The 20,929-nt window shown below is 65.2% G+C and carries 19 protein-coding genes; 9 read left to right on the top strand and 10 right to left on the bottom strand.

Annotated elements, in window-relative coordinates:
- Positions 1-6: 6 nt before the first annotated feature.
- The 3 genes from QFX32_02800 to QFX32_02790 are packed head-to-tail and all read right to left on the bottom strand — an operon-like array spanning position 7 to position 3,741.
- Positions 7-1,452 (bottom strand): V-type ATP synthase subunit K, encoded by a 1,446-nt coding sequence (locus QFX32_02800; GenBank protein MDI9632968.1) that lies wholly within the window; start codon positions 1,450-1,452, stop codon positions 7-9.
- Complete coding sequence (locus QFX32_02795; protein MDI9632967.1) at positions 1,449-3,425, bottom strand: V-type ATP synthase subunit I; 1,977 nt, start codon at positions 3,423-3,425, stop codon at positions 1,449-1,451. Before QFX32_02795 ends, QFX32_02800 begins: the two co-directional genes overlap by 4 nt.
- Complete coding sequence (locus QFX32_02790; GenBank protein MDI9632966.1) at positions 3,382-3,741, bottom strand: hypothetical protein; 360 nt, start codon at positions 3,739-3,741, stop codon at positions 3,382-3,384. The genes QFX32_02795 and QFX32_02790 overlap by 44 nt, the downstream gene beginning before the upstream one ends.
- A gap of 297 nt (positions 3,742-4,038) precedes the next feature.
- Here QFX32_02790 and QFX32_02785 point away from each other — a divergent pair, with 297 nt between their 5' ends.
- Positions 4,039-5,541: a sodium:solute symporter family protein gene (locus tag QFX32_02785; protein MDI9632965.1), complete on the top strand. Its 1,503-nt coding sequence runs from the start codon at positions 4,039-4,041 to the stop codon at positions 5,539-5,541.
- 806 nt (positions 5,542-6,347) lie between these two features.
- Here QFX32_02785 and QFX32_02780 read toward each other — a convergent pair.
- The 3 genes from QFX32_02780 to QFX32_02770 all read right to left on the bottom strand — a co-directional run bounded on the left by QFX32_02780 (position 6,348) and on the right by QFX32_02770 (position 8,058).
- Complete coding sequence (locus QFX32_02780; GenBank protein MDI9632964.1) at positions 6,348-6,989, bottom strand: DUF5591 domain-containing protein; 642 nt, start codon at positions 6,987-6,989, stop codon at positions 6,348-6,350.
- Between the two features lie 51 nt (positions 6,990-7,040).
- Positions 7,041-7,376, bottom strand: coding sequence for a hypothetical protein (locus QFX32_02775; GenBank protein MDI9632963.1), 336 nt, complete (start codon positions 7,374-7,376; stop codon positions 7,041-7,043).
- 121 nt (positions 7,377-7,497) lie between these two features.
- Positions 7,498-8,058, bottom strand: a complete 561-nt coding sequence (locus QFX32_02770) for a manganese efflux pump MntP family protein (GenBank protein MDI9632962.1) — start codon at positions 8,056-8,058, stop codon at positions 7,498-7,500.
- 168 nt (positions 8,059-8,226) lie between these two features.
- On the opposite strand from QFX32_02770, the gene QFX32_02765 reads away from it, so the two are divergent.
- The 4 genes from QFX32_02765 (at position 8,227) to QFX32_02750 (ending at position 14,687) form a co-directional block, all read left to right on the top strand.
- Entirely contained in the window at positions 8,227-10,110 is a 1,884-nt protein-coding gene (locus QFX32_02765; protein ID MDI9632961.1) for a propionyl-CoA synthetase, read from the top strand.
- A gap of 96 nt (positions 10,111-10,206) precedes the next feature.
- Complete coding sequence (locus QFX32_02760; protein MDI9632960.1) at positions 10,207-11,652, top strand: hydantoinase/oxoprolinase family protein; 1,446 nt, start codon at positions 10,207-10,209, stop codon at positions 11,650-11,652.
- Complete coding sequence (locus QFX32_02755) at positions 11,649-12,728, top strand: histone deacetylase (protein MDI9632959.1); 1,080 nt, start codon at positions 11,649-11,651, stop codon at positions 12,726-12,728. The genes QFX32_02760 and QFX32_02755 overlap by 4 nt, the downstream gene beginning before the upstream one ends.
- A gap of 78 nt (positions 12,729-12,806) precedes the next feature.
- Positions 12,807-14,687, top strand: a complete 1,881-nt coding sequence (locus QFX32_02750) for an agmatine deiminase family protein (protein ID MDI9632958.1) — start codon at positions 12,807-12,809, stop codon at positions 14,685-14,687.
- 30 nt (positions 14,688-14,717) lie between these two features.
- On the opposite strand, the gene QFX32_02745 is transcribed toward QFX32_02750, so the two are convergent.
- Positions 14,718-15,131 (bottom strand): nuclear transport factor 2 family protein, encoded by a 414-nt coding sequence (locus QFX32_02745; protein MDI9632957.1) that lies wholly within the window; start codon positions 15,129-15,131, stop codon positions 14,718-14,720.
- Between the two features lie 94 nt (positions 15,132-15,225).
- Here QFX32_02745 and dinB point away from each other — a divergent pair, with 94 nt between their 5' ends.
- Entirely contained in the window at positions 15,226-16,350 is a 1,125-nt protein-coding gene (dinB, locus tag QFX32_02740; GenBank protein MDI9632956.1) for a DNA polymerase IV, read from the top strand.
- Positions 16,351-16,372: 22 nt separating this feature from the next.
- Here the strand turns inward: dinB and QFX32_02735 are convergent, their stop codons facing one another.
- The gene (locus QFX32_02735) at positions 16,373-16,771 is read right to left on the bottom strand and encodes a hypothetical protein (GenBank protein MDI9632955.1); all 399 of its coding nucleotides are present in this window, start codon (positions 16,769-16,771) and stop codon (positions 16,373-16,375) included.
- 236 nt (positions 16,772-17,007) lie between these two features.
- Between QFX32_02735 and QFX32_02730 the strand changes: the two genes are divergently transcribed.
- Complete coding sequence (locus tag QFX32_02730) at positions 17,008-17,502, top strand: hypothetical protein (GenBank protein MDI9632954.1); 495 nt, start codon at positions 17,008-17,010, stop codon at positions 17,500-17,502.
- Between the two features lie 116 nt (positions 17,503-17,618).
- Positions 17,619-18,251 (top strand): tetratricopeptide repeat protein, encoded by a 633-nt coding sequence (locus QFX32_02725; protein MDI9632953.1) that lies wholly within the window; start codon positions 17,619-17,621, stop codon positions 18,249-18,251.
- 46 nt (positions 18,252-18,297) lie between these two features.
- Here the strand turns inward: QFX32_02725 and QFX32_02720 are convergent, their stop codons facing one another.
- Complete coding sequence (locus QFX32_02720) at positions 18,298-19,509, bottom strand: nitrogenase component 1 (GenBank protein MDI9632952.1); 1,212 nt, start codon at positions 19,507-19,509, stop codon at positions 18,298-18,300.
- 68 nt (positions 19,510-19,577) lie between these two features.
- Positions 19,578-20,339 (bottom strand): tetratricopeptide repeat protein, encoded by a 762-nt coding sequence (locus QFX32_02715; protein ID MDI9632951.1) that lies wholly within the window; start codon positions 20,337-20,339, stop codon positions 19,578-19,580.
- Between the two features lie 289 nt (positions 20,340-20,628).
- Here QFX32_02715 and QFX32_02710 point away from each other — a divergent pair, with 289 nt between their 5' ends.
- Positions 20,629-20,913, top strand: a complete 285-nt coding sequence (locus tag QFX32_02710) for a MoaD/ThiS family protein (protein MDI9632950.1) — start codon at positions 20,629-20,631, stop codon at positions 20,911-20,913.
- The last annotated feature ends 16 nt before the right edge of the window (positions 20,914-20,929 follow it).

The raw sequence follows: 20,929 nt of genomic DNA, 5'->3' as shown, positions 1-20,929 counted from the left end.
AGCACCTCACACATGGAATATCCCCAGCCCGAAGAGGATGAGGATCGCGACGAGGAGCCCGAAGATCGCGAATGTCTCGGACATCGCCGCGAACACGAGGCTCCTGCCCATCGCCTCGGGCCGCCGCGCGGTCGCGGCGATCCCGGACGCGCACGTGATGCCCTGCCCTATGGCCGAGAACCCGCCGAGCCCGACGGCGATCCCCGCGCCTATCGCCGCGATGCCGACCGCGATGGTGGTCACGAAGTCGCGCGTGATCATCCCCGTGAATGCCATGAGGAGGATCGCGACGAGGAGCCCGTAGATTGCCTGCGTCTCGCACACCGCGGAGAAGACGACGCCCTTGCCGAACATCTCCTCCTTCTCGCTCGTCGCGGCGATGCCGGACGCCGCGGCGATCCCCTGCCCTATCGCCGAGAGACCCGCGAGCCCCACCGCGAGGCCTCCCCCTATCGCGGCGAACCCGACGGCGAGGGTCAGCGAGACGTCACCCGATATGAGGCCGCAGAAAGACATCAGGAGGACCGCGACGAGGAGCCCGTAGATCGCCTGCGTCTCGCAGATGGCAGCAAAAACGATGCCCTTCCCGAAGAGCCCGGGTTTCTCGGCCGAGGCCCCGATGCCGGATGCCGCGGCGATCCCCTGCCCTATCGCCGAGAATCCCGCAAAGCCACTCGCGAGCCCGCACCCGATCGCGACGGCCCCGGACGCGAGCGTCGCGACGAGATTCCCGGTGAACATCCCCGAAAAGGACATGATGAGGATCGCGACGAGGAGCCCGTAGATCGCCTGCGTCTCGCATATCGCGGCGAATACAATCCCTTTCCCGAAGAGGTCAGGGTGTTCCCCTGTCGCGGCGACGCCCGCCGACGCGGCGATCCCCTGCCCGACCGCGGAGATCCCGGAGAGTCCCACCGCGAGCCCGCACCCGATCCCCGCGAGGCCACTTGCTGCCGTCGCGACGTAGTTCCCGGAAAGAAGCCCCGAGAAGACGAGGATGAGCACGGCGACGAGGAGCCCGTAGATCGCCTGCGTCTCGCAAATCACGGAGAAGACGACGCCCTTGCCGAACATCTCCGGCCGCTCGCTCGTCATCGCGACGGCAGAGGACGCCGCGATCCCCTGCCCGATGGACGAGAGGCCCGCGATCCCCACTGCGAGTCCCGCGCCGACCGCCGAGAGGCCGATCCCGACCGGGACGTCGTGTGAGAGGCCCCCGAGGAACCCGCCCGTGAGCAGGATGAGGATCGCCACGAGCAGGCCGTAAATCGCCTGTGTCTGGGGGATCGCGGAGTAGATGAGGGCGACCCCGAACTTCTCTGGCCGCTCGGCGGTCACGCCCGCCGATGCCGCGCCCGTGATTCCCACGCCTATCCCGGCACCTATCGCGGGGAAACCCGCGGCGATGCCGGCACCGATCGCGAGGAGTGCAGTTCCCAGTCCTATCGTCACTGTCGTTCACCTCTCCTCGAGTAAACCCTCTGGACGCTGAACGGGACGAACGGTGTCCCCCCTCCCCGGTAGAACTTCCCGAAGAACTCGATGTACTGGAGTCGTATCGCGTGGATGACACCGCCGAGCGTCTGGATGACGAGGTTGAATGCCTGCCCGCCGAGGAAGACCACGATTGCCGGGATGATGAAGAGCGGCCCGGGACTGCTCACGATCTGCGCGAGGATGTTCACGGTCATCGCGATTCCCCCCGTGGCGAGCGCGAGGGCGAGTATCCTCACGTAGGAGAGCCAATCGCCGAGGAAACCCGTGAGGGAGAAGAATCCCATGGCCCCGTGCGAGTAGAACACGAGGGCGATCGCAATCGCTGCCCCCGCGAGCGAGAGGAAGTGGAGCCACCGCGGGACCGGTGCCCATCCGAAGAACTCCGTGAGGAGGACGCCTGCCGAGGGCTGGAGGAGGAACCATATGCCTTGCTCGAAGATGGCCTCCCTGTAGGAATGCCTCTTCAGGTTCTGGTAGAGCGCGATCGCGAGCCCGAGGTTGATGTGCGCGATCCCGAGGACGAGCGAGAGCTGGAAGAAAGCGATGGGATTCTTGAGCGGTTCTATCAGCACGAGGGGAGGAGTGATCCCGAGGAATCTCTGGGGAACGTCGCCGAACCATCCCCCCTGTACCGCCCCGAACGCGATGGCCGAGATCCCGCTGAGGCACAGGATGTAGCCGAGGTCGCGCATCGTGGGACTCACCCTCCCTGCGCCGCGGAAGACGAGGTAGCCGGCGAGGGCGATGACGATCCCGTAGCCCGCGTCGCCGAGCATCAGCCCGAAGAAGACGAGGAAGATGGGGGCGATGAACGGCGTGGGATCGACCTCGTCGTACCGCGGCCGCGAGAACATCGTGGTGATGTACTCGAAGGGGGCGATGAACGGCGGGTTCTCGTAGCGGACCGGGACCGACGGGTCGCCGGGGTCCGGTTCCTCTGCCCTGACGAAGTGGTGACCGCCGGTCGCGGTCTCGAGTCCCTCTCGGACGTCCCCGAGGGCGCGTTCCGGGACGAATCCCTGGATGATCGTCACTTCCCGCGTCGTCCCGCACCGGGTGACGAGGTCGAGTTCTTCCCGCCTGATGAGGAGGTCCTCGTGGAGGGCGAGGAGGTACCTCTCGTACTCCTCCCGGAGGGAGAGGAGTTCCGCCTCGAGTGCCCTCTTCCTCCCGCCGAGCTCGCCGATCTCCCTCTCTACCGCGCCCAGGACGTCGGCGGGAAGGCCGGGGATGACCGGCACTTTAGGCAATGTGACACCGGGCGACCTGAGGATCTTCCTTGCGGACTCACCGTCCGCGGCGTGGCACGCGACCACGAGCACGGCCGTGTCCGCGGTCTCCGCCCTGTCGATGTAGACACCGTCCCCGAGGTTCTCCGCCAGTCTCCTCGCGATCTCCCCCGCCGCCTCCTTCTCGACGAGCGCAGCGTGGACGGAGAGGAAACGTGATTGTCCCAGTGCGGAGAGGTCGAAGGGGACGAGGTCCAGGTACCGCAGGGCCTTCTTCTGGACCTCGAGTTCGCCCAGCCGCTCGCTAATCGCGGAGATCTCGGACCAGAGCGTGATTGCCCGCCCGGCTGTTTCGAGGGCAGAATCGATCTCCTCGAAGAGCTCCCCGAGCGTGCCGGCGGACACGGTCACGCCCGCGGTCTCCTCTGGGAAAAAGAAGTCTTTCACGAGGTTCACGGTCCCGGGGGAGACGTGCTGGAAGGCCTCGAGGACCCGCTCGATGCGGGCGCGGTACTCTGCGCACCGGTCCGCGAGCAGGTCACGCTCGCCGGGTGCGAGTTCCTCCCTCACCCGCGGGCTGGCCTCGCGGAGGGGAACGACGTGGAGGACGCCCATCTCGTGGAGCTTCTCTATTCCCCTGCCCCTCCGCGTGTTGTCAATCCCCAGCGTCACCCTGTACATCCTGGCCGGGTACAACATACGGCTCTCCAGTCACGACGTGCACGGCATACCGGATGGCTGCCTCCGCTCTCTCTTGGGAAGCCGCGGCGAGGGCTTCCGCGTCAGATGCCGCCTTCCGGACGAGCGCTTCCCCCTCGCTCCTCGCGCGTGCGACGGCGGCCTCCCTCTCCTCCCCGCACGTTCTCCTCGCGTCCTCGACAGCCCGTGCGACGAGTGCACCGGCCTCTTCTGCAGCACGCGCGATGATTGTTTCGGCCTCCCTCTCGGCCTCCGCGATGATTCCGAGTGCGATCTCCTCGGCCTTCTTGAGGCGCCTTATCTCTTCGAGAGCCATTGGTCCGGGACAGTCCCTCCGCAGTGATAAGGGATAGAAAATACCGCGTAATTAGCCTTGTGGAAATTCGTCCCCGTGCGCAACGGTATCCCCCGCGGCATGGCAAACAGCGCCGGGGAGGGCGGAGCGGGGCCGGGACAATAACTTTTCGAATCCATTATGTCACACCCGTGCCCAGCAGGTAAGGATCACCATGGCGGAAGGACTCGCTTTCACGCTCGGGGTCACGGTGGCAACGGTCGCGATTGTCATTGCCCTCCTCGCCGCCTGGGGAATTTACAGCGGGAGGATGAACCTGTGACCGAGCTTGCCGACCTCTCGATCATCGTCGCCTACTTCTTCGTCCTCGTGGGGATCGGGGTCTACGCGTCCAAGAAGATACACACGATGAACGACTACGTCCTCGCGGGCAGGTCACTGGGATTCTGGCTCTTCACGATGCTGATGATCGGTTCGGTCTGCAGCGGGATGTCGCTCCTTGGGGTCTCGGGCCTCGGGTACGCGTACGGGTGGCCGACGATCTGGGAACAGGTCTTCGTGCCACTCTCCATTGCCTTCTGCATCATCTTCCTCGGGGTAAAAATCCACAGGCTCGGAAAGAAATACGGGTACCTCACGATCCAGGATTACTTCGCGCACAGGTACGGGAGCCAGAAGGCACTGAGGTCGCTCTCGGCGGTCGCGGGAATCGTGGTCTCCCTCGTATACCTCGCGGGCCAGTACACGGCCGTGAGCATCGTCCTCATGTGGCTGCTGGGCATCCCCCACTGGCTCGCGCTCATCGCAGGCGCGTTCATCGTGACGATCTACACCGTCATCGGGGGATTGTACGCGGTCACGTGGACGACGCTCATCCAGGGGATCATCCTCATCCTCGGTGTCGTGGTCATGGCCCCCCTCGTGATCGCGAAGGCAGGGGGTTTCTGGCACGTAAACGAGGTGCTGGCGGCGCAGAACCCCGATTTCGTGCGGCTCTGGGTGGATTCGGGTCTCTTTACCCCCGCGTACATCTTCTCTTTCTCGCTCCTCCTGATGGTGGGACTCGCGTGTGCACCGCACGTGATAAACAACATCCTCGCCGCGAGGGACGCGTCGTTCTTCAGGTGGACACCCCTCGTTGCGTTCTGCATCTACGCTGCCGTGATGTTCCTCCTCAAGTTCGCGGGGTTCGCGGGGAGGGTGATGGTCGCCGAGGGACTCGTCACTCTCCCCCCCGTCAAGAACGCGGGGGATTTCGTTTTCATCTACGCGTTGCAGGCCGCAAACCCGAGCATCCTCGTGTACGGCATCTTCGCGGTCGTCGTGCTCGCGGCGGTGATGTCCACGACCGACCGGCTGATGCTCACGATCGGGACCTACTTCTCGTGGGACATCTACAAGAACCTCGCGAGGCCGAATGCATCCGACGCCGAGGTCATCCTCGTGAGCAGGGTATCCGTCGTGGCCGCCGCGGTGCTGACGCTCTTTGCAGCGCTCGATCCCCCCGCGATGCTCGTCTGGCTGATATGGGCGGGGATCGGGATCATGTTCGCGACATTCGCAGTCCCCCTCCTCGCCGGCCTCTACTGGCGGAGGGCGACGCGCGAGGGTGCCCTCGCGTCCATGGCCCTCGGCCTCGCAGCTTCATGCACCTGCGGGGGCCTCGTGTACTTCAAGGTCGTCTCGCTCCCCGTCCATTTCAGCCTGGTCGGCGTGGGCGTCTCCGCGGTCGCGATGGTCACCGGGAGCCTCCTCTCGCCGCCGCCCAGCCCCCGGGTCCTCGATGAGACGGGGACAGGGCTTTCGCTACGGGTGGAGTGAACGGGATGGTGCGGCGGGCAGGTGCCCGGTGCGGGAGCGCGCGAATGTTCCCCTGTCCCGTTCGCCACTCCCGGCACTCCCTCACTCTTGCAACGCCTTCCCGCGCGGTTGGCGATCCGCCTCCCCGAGAGAGGTCTGCGCGAGGGCCCCCCTCATCGACATGTTGATATAGTATCAGAGCGTATGGCAGGCTTGCCTCAGTGGGGAACTCTGGGGATACCTGCCACAGTGGAATGGGTCCCCGGTTCGAAACGGCTCGAAGAGCCGGGGGCGAGGGAGACATCCACTGCGGGGCCGAACAAATGTTCGGGTACATACCACCGGGACGACCTGAATCCATGGCCCGGAACGGCGCAAAGGACCATGGGTGACAGGGAAGGGTCATCTCCGGGGCCGGAATGGGTATGTCAGAGGAACATGATGCTGCAGTACTCCTAATCTCCCCCTCAAAACGGCGGAAGGGGGGGAGGTGACAGGGAAGGGGTAGTGCAGGGCCGAACGCGTGTTCCCGGAAATGTCCTCACGGGGCACTTTACCCGGTTCCCTCATTTCCTTTTCCAAGAGCGGGATGCAGTATTACGCCCCGGTCACGCAACTCACACAGTCCTCGGGAGAGATGCGCAGGAGGGATTGGCGAAACGAGGGAGAACGACCGGAGAATGCCGAAGAATTACCCTGCCAAGGAGGCATCCACCCTGTCCGCAGACAGGGTTTCCGCCATGGATTGAAACGTTCAGCCGGTGACTTAGTTGGACACTAATACACCTGCAATAAAGTGGAAATCGCTCGATATTAAACTTTTTGAATCACTCCGGCCTCCACGCGCGCGCGGCGACGTCTTCCCGGCCTGTGCATTCGTGCCACGCGAGGCGGGAGAGACCCTCCATGAACTCGTCCACGTACGCGGGCATGGAGAGCGAACCCGCGGGTAACGACCGCTCGGGATTGCTGTTCAGCCGGATCGTGGTGTCCGTGGGGAAGAGGAGATCGAGCTCGATCCCGGTCCTCTCTGAGGCCCTGCGCATCGCCTCCCGGAAAGGTCCGATACAGTAGGCCACCCGTCTTTTGTAGGTGTACCTCGTCTTTTCGAGGTACCCCGCGAGGCGGTACGTCTCGATCTCGAGGAACGCATCGAGGACACGCCTGTCCCTGCACTTCCCGAGCATGTAGCGGTAGTGAGCGAAGGGGTACATCCGCTCGAGCTCCTCGGGGACGACACCGCACGTCCCGAAGACGACGACATGGTATGACCCGGGCGGGAGGACCGAGGCGATCGCGCTCCTGAAGGTGCGGTGGCTGGGACTGGTGCTATAGGGCTTGCGCAGGGCACACGGGAGGAATACCGCGATGTCCCTTGCGGGCGGCCGGTAGGTGGCGATGATATACCGGTACGCCTCCTCGAACTCGGGGAGGAAGAAAGGCGGATCTGGGGGACACAGGACATTCACGGGGGGTCTCCACCTCTCCCCTCCACGGAACCTGTTGATTCCCGCCGGGTCCTACTGGTACCGGCTGAAGCCCTTCGCGATGAGGTCTGAGAGCCAGCTATCGAGAAGTTCCGAAAGCTCGTTCCGGACGGCAAGGTTCACTCTCCCCGGGGCCGGGTAGACGACCTTCCTCAAATCGCCCCTCTGGTACACGAGGGGTTCGGCAGTCTCCTCCTCGTGGTTCACACGGACTTCGATGTCGGGGTCCGCGACCATCTGGCCGTCGACAACGGGGTTCTGGGAGATCGCGTACGTGTCGGGTCCAAGCCTGTCGACGCAGAGGGGAACGTAGGGAGGATTCTCGATCACGGCATACTGCCTGATATCCAGGATGCCGATCTTCTTCATCTTCTCGTAGATAGAATGGTAAATATCGGGAATCGCGAGACCTCCCCGTCGCTTTTCACTTGTACCTTGAAATAAGTGGGAGATAAAATTTGTGAGCCGGTTACATCTTGGGCAAGCGGGATCAGGGGATCCCGAGGTGTTCGAGGAGGATCCTCGTCCCGATCGCCGCGAGCACGACCCCGCCCACGATCTCGAATCTCCTGCCGTACTTTTCCGCGAGTCTCCCGCCGAGGAGCGATCCCCATAGGGAGAAGAGGAACGACGCAACCCCCGCGGCGACTGCCACCGGGACGATCCCCCCGGAGACGAACCCGAGGGAGAACCCCACGCCGAGGGCATCGAGGCTCGTCGCGACCGAGAGTGCAACGACGGTTCCCGGAGAGATATCGCAGAACGTGCTCTCACCGCCGTTTTTCGCGCCCTCCGCGACCATTTTCACGCCGATGAGCGAGAGGATCCCGAATGCGACCCAGTGGTCGAACCGGGAGATCACCGCGATTAGGGCAGATGCGGAGAGGTGGCCGGCGAGCACCATCCCGCTCTGGAACGCGCCAAAGCAGAGTCCCAGCACGAGGCCGGTCCGCAACCTCTTCTCCCTGTCCCTGTTCCCGGCAGAGAGCGAGACTGCGAAGCAGTCGATCGCGAGGGAGACTGCCAGGGCGAGGACGACGTGGGGATCCATTGGTCCCCTACACTGTCACGCGGAAACGGTATATACCCATCCTCTTGTCAACGGGAAAAACCCTGGCCGTGCGGGAAAAGGTATTTGGCGTGGTGTACCAACCTCTCCGCATGTCCTGTCATGGCATGGCACGGGGGGTCGCGTATTACCCGGGAAGAGTATGACCGGGTGTACAGGCGGTCGCTCGAGAGACCGGAAGAATTCTGGGCCGAGGCCGCGGCGGGTGTGAGCTGGTGGCGGGAATGGGACAGGGTCCTCTCGTGGGACGGGTCGCACCGCGTAAAGTGGTTCTCCGGGGCAGTCCTCAACACGTGCTACAATGCCCTCGACAGGCACGTGGAATCGGGGAGGGCTGACCAGCCCGCACTCGTCTACGACAGTCCCGTCACGGGGAAGGTCTGCACGTTCACGTACAGGGAACTGCTCGACGCCGTCTCCCGGTGTGCCGGGGGACTGCGGGAGTTAGGGGTCCGAAAGGGGGACAGGGTCGTCATCTACATGCTGATGATACCGGAGTCGGTCATCGGGATGCTCGCGTGCGCGAGGATAGGGTCGATCCACTCCGTCGTGTTCGGCGGATTCGCGCCGCGGGAACTGGCGACGCGGATCCGAGACGCGGCCCCAAAAGTCCTCCTCATCGCCTCCTGCGGCATAGAGGTGACGCGCCTCATCCCGTACAAGCCGCTCATCGACGAGGCCCTTCTGCTCGCGGGGACAGAAGTGGAAAAATGCGTCGTCGTCCAGAGGCCGGAGTGCCCTGCAGAGCTCATCCCGGGGAGGGACGTCGAGTGGGCCGGATTCATGGACAGGGCACCGCCGGCAGGATGCGTCCCGGTGGAGGCGACGGATCCCCTCTACATCCTCTACACCTCGGGGACGACGGGGATCCCGAAAGGGGTGGTGAGGGATAACGGCGGGCACCTCGTGGCCCTCCTCTGGAGCATGAGGAACATCTACGGGATGCGGCCCGGCGAGGTTTTCTGGGCCGCGTCGGACGTGGGCTGGGTCGTCGGGCATTCCTACATCGTTTACGGCCCGCTCGCCTACGGGTGCACGAGCATCCTCTACGAGGGCAAGTCGGTGGGGACGCCGGACGCCGGGGCGTTCTGGAGGGTGATCTCCCAGCACGGGGTCGCCGTCCTCTTCTGTGCGCCGACAGCCCTCCGCGCCGTAAAGCGCGAGGATCCCGCGGGGGAACACGTGAAGAAGTACGACATCTCGTCCCTCCGGACGCTCTTCCTCGCCGGGGAACGCTGCGACCCGGACACGCTCGCGTGGGCGGAAAAGACCCTCGGCGTCCCGGCGATCGACCACTGGTGGCAGACCGAGACCGGCTGGGCCATCGGGGCAAACCCCTTCGGGATCGCACCCCACCCCGTGAAACCGGGCTCGTGCACGAGACCGATGCCCGGGTACGACGTCAGGGTCCTCGACGACGCGGGGCGCGAGGTCCCCGCGGGCACGGCAGGGGCCCTCGTCATCGCAGTCCCGCTCCCACCGGGTTGCCTCACGACGCTCTGGCAGAAGGACGAGGAGTGCTACAGGACGTACTTCGCGAGGTTCCCCGGCTTCTACATGACCGGCGACGAGGGGTACGTGGACGGCGATGGTTACCTGTGGATCATGGGGAGGATGGATGACATCATCAACACGGCGGGCCACCGCCTCTCGACCGGCGCGATGGAGGAGGTGATCGCGTCACACCCGGACGTCGCGGAGTGCGCCGTGACCGGGGTCGCCGACGAGGTGAAGGGCGAGGTACCCCTCGGGTTCGTGGTCCTCAAGGCCGGTGTCGACCGCGACGGCGACGAGATCGTGGGGGAACTGGTCAAGATGGTCCGCGAGAGAATCGGTCCGATCGCGTCCTTCAAGTCGGCGGTCATCGTGCGGAGACTGCCGAAGACCCGGTCCGGGAAGGTCCTGCGCCGCGTCCTGAAGAAGATCGCGGACGGCGAGCCCTTCGAAGTCCCCCCGACCATAGAAGACCCTTCCGTTCTCGGCGAGGTCGCCCGCTCCCTCTCCGGGATAGGGTACCCCCGTGTCCGGACCTGACCGGGGTCCCCGCGTTCCCGGGACACCCCGTGGGCCGCGATCCCCTACCATTTACAAGGTGGGAGCACCCATGGAATCAGGACGACGGGATCGGCGATGCTCATAGGAATGGATGTGGGCGGGACGAACACAGACGTCGCGTTCGTCGACGGGGAAGTGGAGTCCGAGAAGGTCCCCAACACCGCGGGAATCGATGCGGCACTCGACCGTGTCCGCCGGCACGGGAGGCTCGCGGTCAGCACCTCGACCCCCCTCAACGTGATCGTGACGAGGAGGGAGCGGAAGGTTGCAACGGTCCTCATGCCGGGACCCGGGCTCCTCCACGGGAGGGGCGTCCGGGGGGCAGTCAACCACTGCGGGGACGTCGTCGAGGAGATCGACAGGGACGAGGTCGAACTATTCCTACGGTCGAACCCCGCGGACGCGGTGGCAATCGCGGGGAAGTTCTCCGTGAGGAACCCGGCCCTCGAGGAGGCTGCCGCCGAGATCGCGAGGAAGTACTACCCGGACGAGAAGGTCGCGACGAGCCACCCGCTCGCCGTCCTTGATTTCCCTGCCCGGGTCGCGACGACGCGGTTGAACGCGAGGATCAAGGAGGAGGTCGTCCGGCTGTGCACGGTCCTCTCGGCGAGGAAGGGAGACTTCCTCTTTTTCAGGGGTGACGGGGGACTCGCAACCCCGCAGTCCGCCGTTTCGGATCCCTCCATGCTCTCCCACTCGAGTCCCGCCGCGGCAGCTCTCGGGGTGCACTACCTGACGGGGCTCTCCTCGTGCCTCGTCATCGACGTCGGCGGGACGACCACGGAGCTCATCCCCCTCGAGGGGGGCATTCCCCGCACGCAGTACCTCTTCGACGAGTCCGAACGGACGGTCACGCGGGCGGTGAGCGCAGACTCCATCCCGTACGGCGGGGACTCGCTCGTCACCGAAGAGCTGGAACCGAGGCGGGAAGGTTGTGCGCTCGCCTTCGGGGGCAGGGCTCCCACGCTCACCGATGCTCTCAACGTGTCCGGCGCGGAGGTAGGAAACCACGAGGCGTCCCGGGTAATCCCCCGGAGGAAGGCAGAGGAGGTCATCGAGTGGTACTGCCGGGAGGTCGCGAGGCACGCGGCAGCACACGATTTCCCGGTCGTCGCGGGATGCGGGTTCCTCGCGCCGTACCTCGTCCCCGAGATAGCCCGCATCCTGAAGAAACCCTGCGTCATCCCTCCCCATGCAGGCTGCGCGAACGCGATCGGCGTCGCGGTCTCGCGGGTGAGCCTCACCCTCCACGCCCACTTCGACGGCCTGCGCAAGAGGGTCGTCATGAACGGGGAGGTAAAGAGCACCGGGAAGGTCGGGGACGACGACGAGCTCGTCGCGCTCTGCACGGAGGAAGTGAGGCGGCGGGCACTCGCGGCGGGTGCCCACCCCCACGACGTCGACGACGTGAGGCTGCTTTACTGCGTTTCCTACGACGTCGTCAGGGGATCCTACAGGACGGCGCGCATCGCCGACGTCGCCGTCCAGATCGCGCCGGGAATCACCGCGGAGGCCCGATGACGACCGGGCTCGTCTTCGACCGAGAGTACCTCCTCCACGAGCAGACACCCTCACACCCCGAGAGGAGGGAGAGGCTCGTGTACACGATCGACCAGTTCACGGAAGAGGGTCTCTTCTGCCACCCGAAAGTCCGTGTCATCCCCCCATTGCCTGCCACGCGGGAGGACGTGGAGCGGGTTCACCACCCCGAGTACCTCGCGTTCCTCGAGGAAGCGAGCGAGAGAGGAGGTTTCATCGACTTTGACACGATCGTCCCGAGGGGACTCTTCCGGTCCGCCCTCCTCGCGGCGGGGGGCGCGGTGCGGGCTGGTGTCTCGGTGTGGAACGGGGAGTGCAGGAACGCGTTTGCCCTCGTGAGGCCACCCGGCCACCATGCCCGCGCGGGAACCGGCGCGGGTTTCTGTTACCTGAACAACATGGCGATCATGGTCCGCCACCTCCAGCGTGCGGGAGCGGGCAGGATCCTCGTCCTCGACTGGGACGCGCACCACGGCGACGGGACGCAGTCCATCTTCTCCGATGACCCTTCCGTGCTTTTCACCTCGATCCACCAGAGGCCGCTCTACCCGGGATCCGGGGGGATAGAGGAACTGGGCGAGGGCCCGGGCCTCGGGTACACCGTCAACATGCCGGTCCCGCCCGGGACCGGCGACGAGAGCTACCATTACCTCTTCGACACGGTGATTGCCCCCCTCGCGGAGGAGTTCTCCCCTGACCTCGTCGCGATCTCGGCCGGGCAGGACGTGCACTTCACCGACCCGCTCGCGGGACTCGCCGTGACCGCGCGGGGGTACGCGGAGCTCGTCAGGAAGACCGTTCACCTCGCGGAGAGGATCTGCGGCGGGAGGGTCGTTGCCATCCTCGAGGGGGGTTACAGTGTGGAGGGGGGGCTCCCCTACACGAACCTCGGCATCGTCGCGGCACTCGCGGGGCTTCCCCTCGAGAACATCCGCGAACCGGCCGTGTACGACGACCTCTTCCTGCGCGCGTACGACCCGTCGGCCCACCGGAGGGTGGAGGCGACCGCGGAGAAGCTGCGGGCCCTGCTCTCCCCGCACTGGGCATGCTTCTCCTGAGGAACCTCCGTCGCTTGCCGCGCCTCAGGAACGAATATGCGGGAAGGGACCGAAATGAGGTGAGGGAAGGAGAGTGGGATGGTCCGGATAGGGCTCGTGCAGGCATCTGCCTGCAGGGAAGTCCGCGAAAACGTGGAGAGAAACATCGAACTCGCGAGGGAGGCGCTCGCGAAGGGGGCAAGGATCGTCTGTTTCCAGGAGCTCTTCTGCGCGCCCTACTTCCCCCAGTACCACGGGGTGAATGCCGCACCCTACGCCCAGAAGATCCCCGGTCCAATCACGGGGGAATTCTCGCGCCTCGCGCGTGAAGGAAACGCCGTCTTCGTCCTCCCCCTGCTCGAGGACGGAGGGGAGGGGAAACTCTACAATTCCGCGGTCATCGTGAGGCAGGACGGCAGTCTCGGGCAGGTCTACCGCAAGGTCCACGTCCCCTGCGATCCCCTCTACTACGAGAAGGAATACTTCGCACCGGGGTCCGACTACGTCGTGGAAGAGACGCCGCTAGGGAAGATCGCGGTGCTCATCTGCTACGACCAGTGGTTCCCCGAGGCGGCGAGGGCGGTCGCGCTGCGGGGAGCCGACATCATCTTCTACCCGACCGCACTCGGGACGATACGCGGCATGGAGAATCCGCTCGAGGGAGACTGGAGGGAGGCGTGGGAGACCGTCCAGAGGGGGCATGCCATCGCAAACGGCATCCACGTTGCCGCTGTCAACCGCGTCGGGCGCGAGGGGGATATCTGCTTCTTCGGCAGCTCGTTCGCCTGCGACGCGTTCGGGAACGTCCTCGCGCGCGCGGGGGAAGGGGAGGAAGCCCTCGTCGTGGACGTGGACTTCTCGATGAACGCGCTCGTGAGGGAAGGGTGGGGTTTCCTCGGTAACAGGCGACCGGAGACGTACGGGAGCCTCGTGAGACAGGTTTCCAATTTCCCCGGGACGCTCCCCGCAGAGGCAGGCTACAGGATGCCGGCGGAATGGGAACCGCACCAGGGGGTTTGGCTCTCGTGGCCGTTCGACAACGGGACGTTCCCGGACCTAAAATCCGTCGAGAGGGCTTACGTCGAGATCGTGAGGGCACTCTCGGGGAAGGAGAGGGTCTACCTCCTCGTCAGGGATACCGGGATGGAGGAGAGAGTCTGTGACCTCCTCGCGCGTGCGGGGATAGGCGCAAGATCGGTCAGGTTCCTCGTGTACCCGTACGCAGACGTGTGGTTCCGGGACTACGGACCGACCTTCCTCGTCCACGAGAACCGCCCGTCGGTCGCGATGGTGAACTGGACGTTCAACGCGTGGGGCAGGAAGTACCCCGAGCTCGAGTGCGACGACGCGGTCCCGGCATTCCTCGGGGGCGTGCTCGGCATCCCCTCCTTCTCCCCCGGGATCGTCCTCGAGGGGGGTTCCATTGACACCGACGGGAGGGGGACGCTCCTCACGACGGAACAGTGCCTCCTCAACTCCAACCGGAACCCGACCCTCTCGAGGGCGGAGATAGAAGGGAAACTTGCCGGATTCCTCGGCGTATCACGGTTCATCTGGCTCCGCGGGGGAATCGCGGGGGACGACACGGACGGGCACGTCGACGACGTCGCGCGTTTCGTGGACCCCCGCACGGTGGTCTGCGCCCTCGAGGAAGACCCCGGCGAGGAGAACTATGCCGTCCTCCAAGAGAACTATTCCATCCTGAAGGGAGCACGGGCGTACGACGGGAGCCCCCTGCGGGTCGTCCCGCTCCCCATGCCCCGCCTGCGCGGGGAGACTCTCCCGGCGAGCTACACGAATTTCTACGTGGGTAATGGGGTCGTCCTCGTCCCCACGTTCAACGACCCGGCCGACCGGAGAGCACTCGAGATCCTGACAGGGTTATTCCCCGGCAGGAACGTCACGGGCATCGACTGCTCCGCGATGATCGAGGGGATGGGAGCCATTCACTGCGTCACCCAGCAGTTCCCTTCCCCGTGAGGGGGACGGGCGCGGGGATCCCGGGGGCCCTCACCCCTGTTTCTCCCTGCCCCCGCGTGCAGAACCGAGGGGACAGGAGAAGTGGACGTGGGCAATCACCCACGCGTGGCCCGTGCCCGCGAGAACGAACGTGACGTGCCCCGCCTCCCCCTGCGCGCCGGCTCCCGGTACCGCGTGGAAGTACCCCGACACCCACGCGACCGTCCCCACCGCGTCGACCTCGATGCCGGACAGCCTGATATTCCTGAATCTCCATGCTTCTCTCGCGAGGTACGCCCCGACGGTGTCCGAGCCGCGGAGGATACCGGTCGTCCACGGGACGATGAACGAGACCCTCCCGTCGAGGTAGCCGGTCGCGGTGGCGACGTCGCCCCTCCCGAGGCACCTTGCGAACGCGTCCACGGTGTCGATGACCTGCAGGCAGGTCTGAGGGCTCGCGGGCATGCCGAGTGTATTGGACGCCGGAAGATACAATGGTTCCCGCGGGGTTGGACTCCGTTCCATCCTTTTATCTCCGGGACGAGTGGATCACTCAGGGATGACCGGGTCGCAGGACGGTCCGATAATGCACCATGGGGGAGAAAAGGGCCCGCGCATCATCTTCCACGTGGACATGGACAGCTTCTACGCTTCGGTCGAGGTGAGGCACCACCCAGACCTCGCCGGGAAACCCGTCGTCATAGGTGCCGACCAGCACGGGGGATCCGGCCGGGGCGTTGTCCTCACGTGTTCCTATGAGGCGCGGCGCTACGGCATTCGCTCCGCGATGCCCATCTCCCGCGCGTACATGCTGTGCCCGGACGCGATCTTCCTGCCGCCGCGGCACTCGCTCTACCAGGAGACGTCCGCGAGAGTCATGGGCATCCTCGAGGGATATGCCGACCGGTTCTGCCAGGTGAGCATCGACGAGGCGTACCTCGACATCACGTCGTGCGGGGATTTCGAGGCGGCCGGGCGCGTGGGGAAGATGATAAAGGAAGAGATTCGGAGGGAGGAAGGCCTCACGTGCTCGATCGGCGTCGCGCCCGGGAAGACCATCGCGAAGATCGCGTCCGACGCGGGGAAACCTGACGGGCTGGTTGTCGTGCCCCCGGAGAGGGTGGAGGATTTCCTCTCCCCGCTCCCCGTGGAGAGTATTCCGGGAATCGGCCCGAAGTCAGCGAGGGCACTCCACGCGATGGGGATACGGACGGTGCGCGCCCTGCGGGAGGCGGACGTGCAGGCACTGCGGGAGATCCTCGGGAGGTCAGCGGTCACGGTCAGGGACCTCGCGGCAGGAATCGACGACGACGAAGTGAGGCCGGCAGGCCACGCGAAGTCCATCAGCCGCGAACAGACCTTCCCCCCGGGATCGACGGGTCCCCGGGAGGTCCTCGACACCCTCCTCTCCCTCTCCGACGAGTTGTGCCGGGAACTCGCCCGCGAGAATACCCTCGCGAGGACGGTCACCGTGAAGATCCGCCTCGGGGATTTTTCCACGCGTACCCGGTCACAGACGCTCCCCCGGCCGGCACGCGAGCCGGCGAAGATCGGGAAGGCCGTGGTGGAGCTCGCGCTCCCCCTCCTGCAGGAGGTAGCGGAAATAAGGCTCGCGGGCGTGCGGTTCTCCGCGCTCTCGCCCGGTGACCCGAGGCAAAAGACACTCGAGGATTTCAGCACCTAAAAAAATATGGGGCACCCCCCTATCAGAGGGCCACGTGCGCCGAGAATGCGAATTTCAGGATTTTCCCGCTCGCAGAGACCACCTGCCTGTATTCCACGGTGCTCCGGCCCGTGCCCGTGGGACCCGTGGAAGATCTCTGCGAGATCCACGCGGAAACCGTCCCGCTGGCAGAGGGGGAAAGGAGGGAGGACATGGCGGTATTCTGTGACCCGCGGTCAGGAGACTCTCCTCCGGCCGCGAGGGTATTGTCTGCGGGGGGCGTATCGTGGGGGACTGGTTGTGAAGGGTCTGGACTGGACATGAGATTCTCCCCCGGGGCATGACCCTGGTCGTTTCCGGCTGCTGGCAGGATGACCAGTGCCGCGATGGCGACCCACGGGAGCAGGACTTTCCAGAACCCGTCGTACCTTATGGATTTCACCTCCTACGTCTCCATCTTTTCAGAACCGGGCATGCGATCCACGGCCGCATTTCCGCGGGGATCCATGCCGATCCCGGGCGTCGCACAGGACCGCGGTGGTATCCTGTCTCCGCCACGAGTAGATACAAGCATCAGGTATATAAATAATTTGGACTCCCGGGGTAAACGGTCCATCCTCCCGCTCCGCGTCACCCGTGGAAAGGTATAACACGGGAAAGGTCCGTAACTGGACACGTATGGCTGGACCGGTGCCGAAAAAAACAGATACCCAGGTGAGGGACGAACTCCGCCAGTACCTCCAGGAGATCGACGTCTCGATCATCAGGGAATTCGAGGAAGGGGATTTCAACGGGTTCTGGGTGAGGTTCGGGGACTTCCCCATTCTCCTCGAGAACCAGAAGGGCAAGAGTTACTACATCGTCGCGTTCCAGATCACGCTCCCGGAGAGCCGCGATATCGAGACACTGAATTCCTACTACGATAAAAGGGATGCCGCTTTCATCTACGAGCTGACGAAGGCATTCACGTCGCCGCTCACGGGTTTCTCGAGGATCCTCGAGGGGGGCAGGGTCATAGGTTTCACGATCTCCCGTTACATCTATCCCTACTACCACGACTTCTCGGTGAAGGACCTCGACCGCGCGATCCAGGCAGTGGTGAGCCAGGGTGCGATCGGCATCGCATTCCTTAAAACCGTCCTCCACGGGGGAGAGGACCCGTCCGTCCATTGAAAGTCCTTGCCGGCTCGGGTGGACACGGGGGAAACGGGAATCGAAACGAGGGGGAATGACTCCCCGGGCCACGCTTGTCCGATGCCTTAAATAGGAGGATTCCGATGGACAGTACAATGGAAGCGAAGGATTGGATCGAGAGGGCAAAGAGGGCAAAGGACCTCGGGAAGCTCGAGGACGCCGCGAACGCGTTCAGGCGGGCCCTCGCCATCGACCCCCACGACAGCGCGGTGATGGAGGAGCTAGGGGACATATACTATGAACTGGGGAGGCACTCCGAGGCTCTCGAGATGTACGATACTGCGCTAGCCGAGAACCGCCGCAACCCCCTCGTCCTCTACAAGAAGGGCTACACGCTACGGAAGATCCACAGGTGCGAGGAGGCAATCCGTTGTTACGACGAGGCACTCTCCATCGACCCCGATTTCCTCTACGCCCTCAACGACAAGGGGTACTGCCTCAACGAACTGGGGAGGTTTGCGGAAGCCATTACCTACTTCGATCGGTCGCTCTCCATCAGTCCCCGCAACATCCGCGTCCTCGCGAGCAAGGGGATCGCCCTCCGCGAACTCGGGAGGCTGGAAGAGTCCCTCGAGTGCTTCGACCAGGCGCTCGCGCTGAACGCCGTCAATGCCTTCGTGTACTACCAGAAATCCCTCACCCTCCGCGCGATGGGGAGGCTGAGAGAGGCAGAGGAGTGCATCGCGCGGATCAATTTCCCCTCGCACGGGAAGGGTGCACACGAGTAGTACCCCCGCGACCTGCCCCGGGGGAACCAAACCCCTCCCCGGCGCGCTAGGTTCCCGGCGGGGAAGGAGATCGGCCCGGGCCCGACAGAATCCGCGAGAGGATGTTTTCTCCCCCTTCCCTGCCGACGGTCTTCATGCTCCCATGCATCACGTCAACGAGCCTCGCGCCAATCTTCCGGGCAAGAGACTGCTCCATGAGTCCCCCCACGATCACGTCCACCCCGCGGGAGGCAAGTGCCTCCTCGATCCTCTCCCACGGCTGGGCGACGAGGATCTCGCAGGAATCCCCGGCGGCATCCCTTATCCGCGGGAGGAGAGGGGTGGGGAAGTCGAGAACGAGGACTTGCGGGTGTATTCCCCGCGCGCGCAGGAAGAGGGAGAGCGCCACGGCCCGCGTCGGGCCCGCGCAGATGGCGACGCGGGGCCCCCTCTCCCCCGCGGAGACCGGCCGCGGCGGGGTGCATCCCGTGCTGTCGGCCGTTTTGGCCGGGATACCGAGGGCCCCCGCGACATCCCTCACGAAAGCCCGCGAGAGCTCGTCCCCGATGGGAAACGTGGCGCTGATCCACGGTATCCCGAACGCCTCCTCCATGAACTGGGCGGCACGGAGCCCGGAAGTCTCGCACATGACGACGTTCAGCTCGGCCCTGCACACGTTTCCCAAGTCGTCCCGCGTTGCACCCGCGGGGAGCACGGCGTTCACGTGGATTCCGGTGCCCGCAAGGAGCCTCTTTGTCTCGGACAGGTCCGGCCCACCGCGCAGCATCCCCACGAGGTTGACAGACCGCCCTACCTTTTCCACGGTCCCGTCCGCCGTCCGCGCGATGAGCGCGGCGAGCGTCGCCGCGTAACCCGTCGAGAAATCCCCCGAAAAGCCGTTCACCTCCACGGGGACGACGAGTGCCCGTGCACCCGCACCCCTGCACGCAGCCTCGAGGTCCTCGCCGATGATTCCCGACGCGCAGCACGAGAGGACCACGATCACGTCGTGGTTCCCGGCACGGTCGAGTGCGCGGATCGCGTCCTTCAGCTTCTCCTCGGCCCCGAACACCACGTCGTGCTCGTCCATGCAGGTGCAGTACACGGGGTTGTGCCGGTCACCCCTCATCCCGAGGATGTAGTTGACGTGGTAGACGCAGCCCCTCGGCCCGTGGACGAGGACCGCGGTCCTCCTGAGGGTCGATGCGACCTTCAATGCCCCGAAAAGCGCGCAGGTCGTCCTCGGTATCGCGGGGGGGAGGCGGGGAGGTTCTTCCACGGGAGAGTGGTATGGAGCGCCGTGGCCGTTATAGCTTGTGGGGGATCTTGTCCCGGGGGACGGGACACCTAGAGGACACCCCTCTGGAGGTGGGGGAGGCGGGAGAGTTTCCTTGCCCTGTCCATCACCTCCATGGCTTCCCCGTCCCTCCCCAGCTTGGAGAGGCATATCCCCTTGTTGTTGAGGGCACTGATGTCGTTGGGGTTGAGGGAGAGGGCCCTGTCGAACGCCTCGACGGCCTCTTGGTACCTCCCGAGCGCCGCGAGGGCGACGCCGCGGTTCGTGTGGACGATCCCCACGTCCGGGTTGACCGCGATGCACCTGTCGTACGAGTCGAGCGCGGCCTCGTAGTCACCCATGTCGGCGAGCGCGACTCCCCTGTTGTACAGTGCCTTTGGGTACAGCGGGTCGATCTCGAGGACCCTGTCGTACGAGAGGACCGCCCCCGGGTAATCGCCCTGCGAGTAGAGGCAGTTCCCCCTTATGTACCACGCCTCGGCATGCCCCGGTTCGGCCTCGACCACCCTCTCGAGGCACTCGACCGCCTCGCCGTAGCGGGCGAGGTACGAGAGCGAGAGTCCCTTCACGAACCACGCGTCCACGCACCGGGGATCGATCGAGAGGGCCTCCTCGCAGTGTTCGAGGGCGCGCGAGAAGTACCCTTCCCTCGTGAGCGTGAACGCCCACGCCGCGTGGTACCCTGCCGTGGGGACTTCCCCGGCACCGAGGCCCGAGAAGATCCGGATGGCCTCTGTGTAACGCCCGCGGCACGATGCCCACGCTGCTCTCATTCCCGTCCCGATCGTCGCCTCCTCGTCTGGCACCGCCATCGCGTACTCTCCCCCTGCGGGTGTATCTGCCCTCCCTCCCCTTGAGCATTTCCCCAAGCCCCTTCCTGCGCCCGCCTCCCCATGCGGGGGACGTCCCCCAAGTCCCCGGGATACCCGCGTGCGGCGTGGAGTGTGTCCCTCCTGTTCACCGGACACCATTATCTTTCGTCCGGCGAGATATCTCCTGTCGCAGGAACAAGGGCATTGTACTCTCATCGCGGCGGGCGCGGCGGGTGCCGGCCGGATGGGGGGATGCCCCCCGCGATCGCGGGAAGAGAGGTGGATGCAAGTGACGGGAACAGTGCGCGTGCGGGCATTCGCCCGGTTCCGGGAGGTCCTCGGGGACAGGCTCGAGATCCCGCTCCCGGCAGGATCGACGGTCCGCCACGTGGTGAACGAGGTTGTCCGGGCGAACCCGGCGGCGTCGGCGCTCCTCCTCGACAGCGACGGGCACCTCAAGAAATCCGTCATCGTGATGGTGAACCGAGAGCGGGTCGGGGGTCCGGACAGGGAAGACCACCCGGTGAATCCGGGGGACGAGGTCGCGCTCTACCCGCCCGTGGCCGGGGGATAGGGAAGGAGGTTCGTGG

The organism is Methanolinea sp., from assembly GCA_030055515.1.
Lineage (GTDB): Archaea > Halobacteriota > Methanomicrobia > Methanomicrobiales > Methanospirillaceae > Methanolinea_A.
The sequence above is the reverse complement of the archived record's forward strand: the minus strand, read 5'-3'. Positions and strand labels throughout refer to the sequence as shown.